The organism is Kitasatospora sp. NPDC059817 (genome assembly GCF_042731835.1).
GTDB lineage: Bacteria > Actinomycetota > Actinomycetes > Streptomycetales > Streptomycetaceae > Kitasatospora.
This window is the reverse complement of the sequence record NZ_JBHWIR010000200.1, coordinates 3284-12991: the sequence shown is the minus strand read 5'-3', so window position 1 is coordinate 12991 and position 9708 is coordinate 3284. Positions and strand designations below refer to the sequence as shown.

At 72.7% G+C, this 9708-nt stretch carries 8 protein-coding genes; 6 read left to right on the top strand and 2 right to left on the bottom strand.

The window, feature by feature from the left end:
• Positions 1–38: 38 nt before the first annotated feature.
• Positions 39–1295, bottom strand: coding sequence for a phosphoserine phosphatase SerB (gene serB, locus ACFV61_RS30070; RefSeq protein WP_063349632.1), 1257 nt, complete (start codon positions 1293–1295; stop codon positions 39–41).
• A 212-nt stretch (positions 1296–1507) separates the two neighbouring features.
• Here serB and ACFV61_RS30065 point away from each other — a divergent pair, with 212 nt between their 5' ends.
• The 3 genes from ACFV61_RS30065 (at position 1508) to ACFV61_RS30055 (ending at position 6160) form a co-directional block, all read left to right on the top strand.
• Positions 1508–4105 (top strand): FHA domain-containing protein, encoded by a 2598-nt coding sequence (locus tag ACFV61_RS30065; protein ID WP_380495027.1) that lies wholly within the window; start codon positions 1508–1510, stop codon positions 4103–4105.
• 227 nt (positions 4106–4332) lie between these two features.
• On the top strand, positions 4333–5490 hold the full coding sequence (locus ACFV61_RS30060) for a GAF domain-containing sensor histidine kinase (protein WP_063351461.1): 1158 nt from the start codon (positions 4333–4335) through the stop codon (positions 5488–5490).
• The gene (locus ACFV61_RS30055; RefSeq protein WP_380495026.1) at positions 5483–6160 is read left to right on the top strand and encodes a response regulator; all 678 of its coding nucleotides are present in this window, start codon (positions 5483–5485) and stop codon (positions 6158–6160) included. The genes ACFV61_RS30060 and ACFV61_RS30055 overlap by 8 nt, the downstream gene beginning before the upstream one ends.
• A 54-nt stretch (positions 6161–6214) precedes the next feature.
• On the opposite strand, the gene ACFV61_RS30050 is transcribed toward ACFV61_RS30055, so the two are convergent.
• Entirely contained in the window at positions 6215–7018 is an 804-nt protein-coding gene (locus ACFV61_RS30050) for a hypothetical protein (RefSeq protein ID WP_063349635.1), read from the bottom strand.
• A 148-nt stretch (positions 7019–7166) separates the two neighbouring features.
• On the opposite strand from ACFV61_RS30050, the gene ACFV61_RS30045 reads away from it, so the two are divergent.
• From ACFV61_RS30045 to ACFV61_RS30035, 3 genes are all read left to right on the top strand, one after another.
• Entirely contained in the window at positions 7167–7958 is a 792-nt protein-coding gene (locus tag ACFV61_RS30045; protein ID WP_063349636.1) for an ABC transporter ATP-binding protein, read from the top strand.
• Between the two features lie 177 nt (positions 7959–8135).
• The gene (locus ACFV61_RS30040; protein WP_380495029.1) at positions 8136–8546 is read left to right on the top strand and encodes an NfeD family protein; all 411 of its coding nucleotides are present in this window, start codon (positions 8136–8138) and stop codon (positions 8544–8546) included.
• 10 nt (positions 8547–8556) lie between these two features.
• On the top strand, positions 8557–9606 hold the full coding sequence (locus tag ACFV61_RS30035; RefSeq protein WP_063349637.1) for an SPFH domain-containing protein: 1050 nt from the start codon (positions 8557–8559) through the stop codon (positions 9604–9606).
• Positions 9607–9708: the final 102 nt, after the last annotated feature.

Sequence of the window (9708 nt, the reverse complement as noted above, 5' to 3'; positions counted from 1 at the left end):
GACCAGGTCCGCGCGCCCCTCTCGTGCGTCTTCAGGCCTTACTCGGTCAGGCTGCCGTCCACCTCGTCGGCCGCCTCGACCTCCTCCCGGGTGATGCCCAGCAGGTACAGCACGGTGTCCAGGAACGGCACGTTGACGGCGGTGTCGGCGGCCTCGCGCACCACCGGCTTGGCGTTGAACGCCACACCCAGCCCGGCCGCGTTCAGCATGTCCAGGTCGTTGGCGCCGTCGCCGATCGCCACCGTCTGCGACAGCGGCACCTTCGCCTGCTCGGCGAACCGGGCCAGCCAGCGGGCCTTGCCCGCGCGGTCCACGATCTCGCCGACCACCCGGCCGGTGAACTTGCCGTCCACCACCTCCAGGGTGTTGGCGGCCGCGAAGTCCAGCCCCAGCTCCTCGACCAGGTGGTCGGTGACCTGGGTGAACCCGCCCGACACCACCGCGACCTGGAAGCCCAGCCGCTGCAGGGTGCGGATCAGGGTGCGCGCCCCCGGCGTGAAACGGACCTCCGCGCGCACCTTCTCGGTCACCGAGGCGTCCAGCCCGGCCAGCAGCGAGACCCGGGCCCGCAGCGACTCGGCGAAGTCCAGCTCGCCGCGCATCGCCTGCGCCGTCACCTCGGCGACCTCCTCCTCGCAGCCCGCGTGGGCCGCGAACAGCTCGATCACCTCGTCCTGGATGAGCGTGGAGTCGACGTCCATCACCACCAGGCGCTTGGCCCGGCGCTCCAGCCCGGCCGCGACCACCGCGACGTCCACCCGCTGGGCGGCCGCCTCCTGGGCCAGCTCGGCCCGCAGCTCGTCGGTGGCCACACCGGACACGGCCAGCTCGACCGCCGTCACCGGGTACTTGGCGAGCCGGAACACACGGTCGATGTTGCCGCCCGCCGCGGTGATCCGGGAGGTGAGCGCGGAGACGGCGGCGGAGGTCAGCGGATTGCCGAGCACGGTGACGTGCGAACGGCCCTCGCGGCGCGGCCGGTTGTCGCCGATGCCGGAGAGGATCTCGGCCTGGAGCTTCTGCTCCTCCGCCCAGCGGTGCACGGTGGCCCGCAGACCGCCCTCGGCGCCGGGGGCGGTGGGCGGGGTGACCAGTGCGCAGAGCGTGATGCGGCCACGGGTCACGACCTGTTCGATGTCGATCACGTCGACGGCGAAGCCGGCCAGGGTGGCGAAGAGGCCGGCGGTGATGCCGGGGCGGTCCTTGCCGAACACCTTGACGAGCAGGGTGCGCTCGTCCGCGGTCCGGGGCTGGGCGGCGGGGAGGGGCTCAGCGGCCAGGGGCGATGCGTTCATGGTGCCTCCCACGCTACCCGCCGGCCGGCGGGCCCAGAGCACCCGTCCCACGTCGCGGACGGGTGCCGGGTAGCAGCCTGGTCACAGTCACCCGGGGTGACTTTTATTGGCGGTCAGCAGGCTGGAATGATTCCCCCCGTCAGTTTCGGAAACATCGCACCCCTGGTCGGGGGCACAATTCGGGGGAACCGAGAGAGCGGGGCAGGCGCGCAGTGCCGCAACTCGTCATCGATATCAACGGACAGCAGCGGACTCTGGAGCCCGGGCGGTCCTACACCATCGGGCGCAACCCGCAGTCGGACTTCCCGTTCGACGACGCCAGGGTCTCCTGGCACCACGGGACCATCACCTTCAACGGCAGCGGCTGGCAGCTGGACGACCACGGCAGCACCAACGGCACCTACACGGCCGGTGCCCGGACGATGCAGGCCCAGCTGTTCCCCGGCGCCGTCGTCAACCTCGGCAACCCGGAGAACGGACCCCGGCTCGGCTTCTCCGCGCCCGCCCACGCCGCCCCGCACGCCGCCGCCCCCCAGGCTCCCGCCTGGCACGAGGCCGCCACCAGCCGCAGCGCCGCGCCGACGCCCCAGCCGCCGGCCCCGCAGCAGGGCTGGTCGCCGCAGGCCCCCTACCCGCCGCAGCCCGAGCAGGCCTGGGCAGGCCGGCCCCAGCCGCCGTTCCCGCAGCAACAGCAACAGCAACAGCAGCAGCACGCGCCCCAGCCGCAGCAGGGCGGCTTCCCGCAGCAGCAGGCCTTCCCGCCCGACCCGCAGGACGGCGCCGGCCCGCAGCCGACGATCATCCGCAACCTGACCGCCGCCATGCGCACCGTCCGGATCGGCCGCGCGCTCGATAACGACGTCGTGGTCTCCGACCTCCAGGTCTCCCGCCACCACGCCGAGCTGCGCCAGCTCCAGGACGGCCGCTACGAGATCGTCGACCTCGGCAGCCACAACGGGATCTTCCTCAACGGCCAGCGGGTGCAGCGCCAGCTGATGGGCCCGCAGGACCGGCTGACCGTCGGCCACTCCAGCTTCGTGCTGGTCGGCGACCAGCTGCAGGAGTTCGTCGACACCGGCGCGGTCTCCTTCTCCGCCCGCCACCTGACCGTCGAGGTCGAGCACAAGGGCGCCAAGAAGATCCTGCTCGACGACGTCAGCTTCGGCGTCCCGGAGAAGTCCCTGGTCGCCGTCATCGGCCCGTCCGGCTCCGGCAAGTCGACCCTGCTGCGCGCCCTCACCGGCTACCGCCCGGCCGACCGCGGCGAGGTCCTGTACGACGGCCGCAACCTCTACAAGCAGTTCGCCGAGCTCCGCTCGCGCATGGGCCTGGTGCCGCAGTCCGAGATCCTGCACAAGGAACTCACCGTCCGCACCGGCCTCAAGTACGCGGCCCAGCTGCGCTTCCCCGGCGACACCGAGGCGCGCGAGCGCGCGGCCCGGATCGACGAGGTGCTGTACGAGCTGCGCCTGGACAAGCGCGCCGACAACAAGATCACCGCGCTCTCCGGCGGCCAGCAGAAGCGCGTCTCGGTCGCCCTGGAACTGCTCACCAAGCCGTCGCTGATCTTCCTGGACGAGCCCACCTCGGGCCTCGACCCGGGCATGGACCGCGAGGTCATGCAGATGCTGCGCGGCCTCGCCGACGACGGCCGCACCATCCTGGTCGTCACCCACTCGGTGGCCGAACTCGCGCTCTGCGACCGGCTGCTGGTGATGGCGCCGGGCGGCGCGGTGGCCTACTTCGGCCCGCCGGACGAGGCGCTGCACTTCTTCGGGTACGAGACCTGGGCGGACGTCTTCCAGGCCTTCGAGAACTACCCGGACCACGACTGGGCCGGCCGCTACCGCGGCTCGGTGCACTACCAGCAGTACTCCTCCCCCGACGTGGAGTCGGGTGAGGTGCAGCACGCCCAGGTCGCCCAGGAGGCCGTCCGGCCGCCGAAGCCGCAGAGCTGGGGCTCGCAGCTGTGGACGCTGATGCGCCGCTACATGTCGGTCCTCGCCTCGGACCGCGGCTTCCTGGCGCTGTCGGTGCTGCTGCCCGCCGTCATCGGCGCGGTCAGCGTGCTGGTCCCCAACGGGGCGGGCCTCGCGCCCAACCCGAACACGCAGCTCCACCTCAACAGCGGGGCCGCGACGATTCTCATGATCCTGGCGATCGGAGCCTGCTTCTCCGGAGCGGCCAACTCGGTCCGCGAGCTGATCAAGGAACGGGCCATCTACGAACGGGAACGGGCCACCGGGCTCTCCCGCTCGGCGTACATGATGTCCAAGATCATCGTGCTGGGCTTCTTCAGCGTGATCCAGGGCGCCATCGTCGCCGCGGTCGGCTTCCTGCCGCGCAAGCTCCCCGAGCACGGCCTGATCGTCAAGGACCTGCCGATCATCGAGATGACCATCGGCATGATCCTGCTCAGCTTCACCGCGATGATGTTCGGCCTGATGATCTCGGCCCTGGTCAAGACCGCCGAGAAGACCATGCCGCTGCTGGTCATGTTCGCCATCATCCAGGTCGTCTTCACCGGCTGCCTGTTCCAGCTCTTCGGCAAGCCCGGCCTGGAGCAGGCCGCCTGGCTGATGCCGGCCCGCTGGGGCACCGGCATCGTGGCCACCACACTGGACCTGTCCAAGCTCATGGGCCCCTGGAACAAGGACTTCCAGAACCCCCAGTACGACCCGCTGTGGACCAGCAGCGTCGCCCAGTGGGCGATCGACGCGGGCGCGCTGATCGCGATCTCGATCGTCATCGGCGTCATCGTCACCCGGCTCCAGCGCCGCCACGAGCCCGAGGTCATGCAGAAGGGCTGACCCCCTTCGCCCCGCCCGCCGAGGGGCGGCTCTCCCGTCACCGGAGAGCCGCCCCTCCTCCATTGCGCGGGCCCCGAGTCCTAGGTCCCCGGACCTGCGCCCACCCCGGCCGCGGACCGACGCGGCGGCGCCCGCGGCGGCGGTAGTTTGGCGGTATGCCCAGCACGCCCAGCGACCGCCGGAGCCCGGCCGGCCCGCACCTCGACCTGCGCGGCCCCGCCCGCCCGATGCCCGGCTGCGACCCCTGCCTGGCCGGCATCGAGGCGGTCAGCCAGGCGCTGCTCGCGATGAGCCGGCACCTGGAGGTTCGCGAGGTGCTGCGCCGCATCACCGCCTCCGCCCGCGACCTGCTCGGCGCCGAGTACGCGGCCCTGGGCGTGCCCGACGACCACGGCGGCTTCGCCCAGTTCGTCGTCGACGGCGTCACCGACGAGCAGTGGCGGGCGATCGGCCCGCTGCCCCGCCAGCACGGCGTCCTCGCCAAGATGCTGCACGAGACCGGCCCCACCCGGCTCGCCGACGTCCGCAAGGCCCCGGCCTTCGGCGGCTGGCCGGCCGCCCACCCCGAGATGGACGCCTTCCTCGGCATGCCCATCCTGGACGCCGAGGCCGCCGAGGACGAACCGCAGGTCACCGGCGTCATCTTCCTCGCCAACAAGCGCGGCGGCGGCCTGTTCACCGACCACGACGAGGAACTGCTGCGGATACTCGCCGCGCACGCCGCCCTCGCCCTCTCCAACGCCCGCCTGTACGAGCGCAGCCGCGAACTCACCCTGGCCGGCGAACGCGCCCGCATCGCCCACGACCTGCACGACGCCGTCGCGCAGAAGCTCTTCTCGCTGCGGCTCACCGCCAAGGCCGCCGCCACGCTCGTCGACCGCGATCCGGCCCGGGCCCGCGCCGAACTCGCCGAGGTCGCCCGGCTCGCCGCCGAGGCCGCCGACGAACTGCGCGCCGTCGTCGTCGAACTGCGCCCCGCCGCCCTGGAGGAGGACGGGCTGAGCGCCACCCTCGCCTCCCAGGTGCAGGTCCTCGACCGGGCCCACACCGCGGACGTCGCCTTCGCCGCCGACGGCGTCCGCGCCCTGCCGCCCGCGCAGGAGGCCGCGCTGCTGCGGGTCGCCCAGGAGGCGCTGCACAACGCGCTGCGCCACTCCGGCGCGGGCCGCGTCACCGTCACCCTGGCCGGCACGCCCGCGCGCGGTGCCGTGCTGCGGGTGCGCGACGACGGGCACGGCTTCGACCCCGAGTCCGTCCGCCGGGCCGGGCGCCACCTTGGCCTGGCCTCGATGCGCGACCGCGCGGCCGCCGTCGGCGGCACGCTCACCCTGGAGTCCGCCCCCGGCCGGGGGACGCTCGTCGAGATGGAGGTCCCCGGTGCCTGACAGCACGCCTGACCGCACGCCGTCGATCCGCGTCCTGCTGGTCGACGACCACCAGGTGGTCCGCCGCGGGCTGCGCACCTTCCTGGAGGTCCAGGACGATATCGAGGTGGTCGGGGAGGCCGCCGACGGGGCCGAGGGCGTCGAGCGCGCCCGCGAACTCGACCCCGACGTCGTCCTGATGGACCTCAAGATGCCCGGCGTCGACGGCATCGAGGCGCTGCGCACGCTCAAGGGTGAGGGCAGCCGGGCCCGGATCCTGATCGTCACCAGCTTCACCGAGCACCGCACGATGGTCCCCGCGCTGCGGGCCGGCGCCGCCGGGTACGTCTACAAGGACGTCGACCCGGAGGCGCTGGCCGGCGCGATCCGCTCGGTGCACGCCGGCCACGTCCTGCTCCAGCCCGAACTGGCCGAGGCGCTGCTCGCCGACGACGGCCCGCGCGCCCCGCAGGGCCGCGGCGGCACCCTCACCGAACGCGAGCGCGAGGTCCTCGGCCACATCGCCGACGGCCGCTCCAACCGGGAGATCGCCCGCAGCCTGCACCTGTCGGAGAAGACGGTGAAGACCCACGTCTCCAACATCCTGATGAAGCTGGACCTGGCGGACCGGACCCAGGCGGCCCTGTGGGCCGTCCGCAACGGCGAGGCGCGGGACGGCGGCCCGTCCTAGCGGTCCGCGTGCTCCCGGTAGCTCAGCGGTCCGCGTGCTGAGCAGCTCTCGTACTCAGCGGTCCTCGCGCTCGTCGACCAGCGCGTTGTACGCCGCCACCTGCGCCCGCCGGGCGGTGCGCCGCAGCGGCGCCAGCACCGCCTGCCGCGCCGCCATCTCGGAGGCGCTGACCGCCGCGCCGTGCCCGCCCGCGGCGATCGCCAGCAGCGCCGACACCTGCCGGGCCGACTCCAGCACCCGCACCGCACGCGGCGGGTACCCGGGCGCCAGCAGTTCGGCGTGCCCGCGCCGGCGGTACGCCTCCAGCGCCCGCAGCGCCTCCGGCCCGGCGCCCGCCACGTCCAGCCGGGTCAGCAGGAGCGTCGCCTCGCGCAGCCCGTCGGCCAGTTCCCGTTCGGCCTCGTGCAGCGACGGGACGTCGGCCGGCGGTGTGTCGTTGGTCTCAAGGCAGCGCCACAACACCGTCGCCGAACGGTCCCCGGCCGGGCCGAACACCTCCACCTCCGGCACCAGTCCGAGCGGGACGCCCACCGCCAGCACCGCCTCCCCGACGCCCATCGCCCGCTCGTTGAACGGCGCCGGACCGGTCAGCCCCAGCGGGTGCCCGGCGGACGGCAGCGCCAGTCGCAGGCCCTTCACCCCGAGCACCCGAAGCCGTCCCAGCGCCCAGGTGAGGCCGTGCCGTTCGCCCGGCCCGTCCCCGGGCAGCCCGGTCACCCGGTGGCTCTCGTCGTCGCCCAGCACGGCCGCGGCGGCGTTGTCCGGCGGCACCAGACCGGCCAGCAGGGCGTTGCCCCACGCGGTCAGCCGCCCCGAACGGGGTTCTTCGTACGGATTGTCGGGAGGAGTCGCGAGCATCCGGCCAGCCTACGGAATCGGCGGTCATCCGCGTGGCGTAGGTTTGCCCATGCGTGTGCGGCGCACCCACCCCGTGCCCACCGGCTGCCGGAGTAGGCTCGCCGCCCGCACCGACGGCCGAAATTCTTGTATTGGGGAAGGCGTAGGCATGAGCGACGTGCTGGAGCTGGTGGACGTATCCGTGGTCCGGGAGGGACGCGCGCTGGTCGACCAGGTCTCGTGGTCCATCTCCGAGGGGGAGCGCTGGGTCATCCTGGGCCCCAACGGCGCCGGGAAGACCACCCTGCTGCAGATCGCCGCCACCTACCTGTTCCCGACCGCGGGCAAGGTGTCGGTGCTGGGCGAGAAGCTGGGCGAGGTCGACGTCTTCGAGCTGCGCTCCCGGATCGGCCTGGCCGGCGCCGCCATGTTCGACAAGCTGCCGGCCGAGCAGACGGTGCTGCAGACCGTGCTGACCGCCGCCTACGGCATGACGGTCAGCTGGCAGGAGACGTACGAGCAGTTCGACGAGTCCCGCGCGCTCGCGCTGCTCGACCGGATGGGCATGTCCAACCTCACCGGCCGCAAGTTCGGCACCCTCTCCGAGGGCGAGCGCAAGCGCACCCTGATCGCCCGCGCCCTGATGACCGACCCCGAGCTGCTGCTGCTCGACGAGCCCGCGGCCGGCCTGGACCTCGGCGGCCGCGAGGACCTCGTCCGCCGGCTCGGCGCGCTCGCCCAGGACGAGTTCGCCCCGGCCATGGCGATGGTCACCCACCACGTCGAGGAGATCGCGCCGGGCTTCACCCACGTCCTGATGATCCGCCAGGGCAAGGTGCTCACCGCCGGTCCGATCGACACCGAGCTGACCGCCCGCAACCTCTCCAAGTGCTTCGGCCTGCCGCTCACCCTGGAGCGCCACGGGGACCGCTGGTCCGCGCAGGGCCTGCCGCTGGGCTGAGCCCCCGTCCGCGCCTCGCACGTACCTCACACGCACCTCGTACGCGCCTCGCACGCTCCGATGTCGTCGGGTTTCCGGGGACCGGTCGCACGCGCGACCGGTTTCCGCCCCACGACCTGCGGGAACTGTCCGCCTCGAAGGCCCTTCGCTCCCTAGGATGGACACGTGGACAGCTGGATCTGGTGGCTCCTGGCCGCCGTCGGGCTCGGCATACCGCTGGTGCTGACCGCGATGCCGGAGTTCGCCATGTTCGCGATCGGTGCGCTGGCGGCCGCCGGCGTGGCCGGGCTGGGCGGAGGCGCGGTCTGGGAGACCCTGGTTTTCATCGCGGTCTCGGTCTCGCTGCTGGTCTTCGTCCGCCCGATCGCCTACCGGCAACTGCGGCAGGGCCCGCACATCAAGATGGGCATCGAGGCGCTCCAGGGCGCCACCGCGGTCGTCGCGGAAACCGTCGACGGGGAGGGCGGACGGATCAAGCTGAACGGCGAGATCTGGTCGGCCCGCGCGCTCCACCCGGACAGCGTGTACCAACCGGGGCAGCAGGTCGACGTCGTCGAAATCCAGGGCGCGACCGCCCTGGTCATCTAGGGGAGAGTCCGTGGAACCCGTCCTTATCGTTTTGGTCGTCCTGGTCGTGGTGGCCTTCATCGCGCTGATCAAGACGATCCAGGTCATCCCGCAGGCCAGCGCCGCGATCGTGGAGCGCTTCGGCCGCTACACCCGGACGCTCAACGCAGGCCTGAACATCGTCGTCCCGTTCATCGACCGGGTCCGCAACCGGATCGACCTGCGCGAGCAGGTCGTGCCGTTCCCGCCGCAGCCGGTGATCACCCAGGACAACCTGGTGGTCAACATCGACACGGTGATCTACTACCAGGTCACCGACCCGCGCGCGGCCACCTACGAGGTCGCCAGCTACATCCAGGCCATCGAGCAGCTGACCGTCACCACGCTGCGCAACATCATCGGCTCGATGGACCTCGAATCCACCCTGACCTCGCGCGAGGTCATCAACGCCGGTCTGCGCGGCGTCCTGGACGAGGCCACCGGCAAGTGGGGCATCCGGGTCAACCGCGTCGAGCTGAAGGCGATCGAGCCGCCCACCTCCATCCAGGACTCGATGGAGAAGCAGATGCGCGCCGACCGTGACAAGCGCGCCGCGATCCTCACCGCCGAGGGCCAGCGGCAGGCCCAGATCCTCAAGGCCGAGGGTGAGAAGCAGGCCGACGTGCTCCGGGCCGAGGGTGAGGCGCAGGCCGCGGTGCTGCGCGCCGACGGTGAGGCGGCCGCGATCCGGACGGTCTTCGAGGCCATCCACGACGGCGACGCCGACCAGAAGCTGCTCGCCTACCAGTACCTGCAGACCCTGCCCGAGCTGGCCAAGGGCGACTCCAACAAGCTCTGGATCATCCCCAGCGAGGTCGGCGACGCCCTCAAGGGCCTCGGCGGCGCCTTCGGCGGGCTGACCGGAAACCCCGGCATCAACGGCGGCGCGGTCGCCGCCCCGAGCGTGCCGCCGGCGGCCCCCGCGGCCACCCAGGTGCCGCTCGACCCGGCGGCTGGCCCGCGCCCGGTGGACACCGAGAAGGGTGCCGCCCGCCCCCGGGTGGACCCGGCCCGTGAGTACCGCAAGATCGACCCGGAGTGACCGGCTGAACCGTCCGGCCCGGGGGCCCGCCACCACACGGTGGGGGGGCCCCCGCGGGTGGGGGGGGGGGGGGGTGGCGGGGGGTGGGCGGGGGCGCGGATA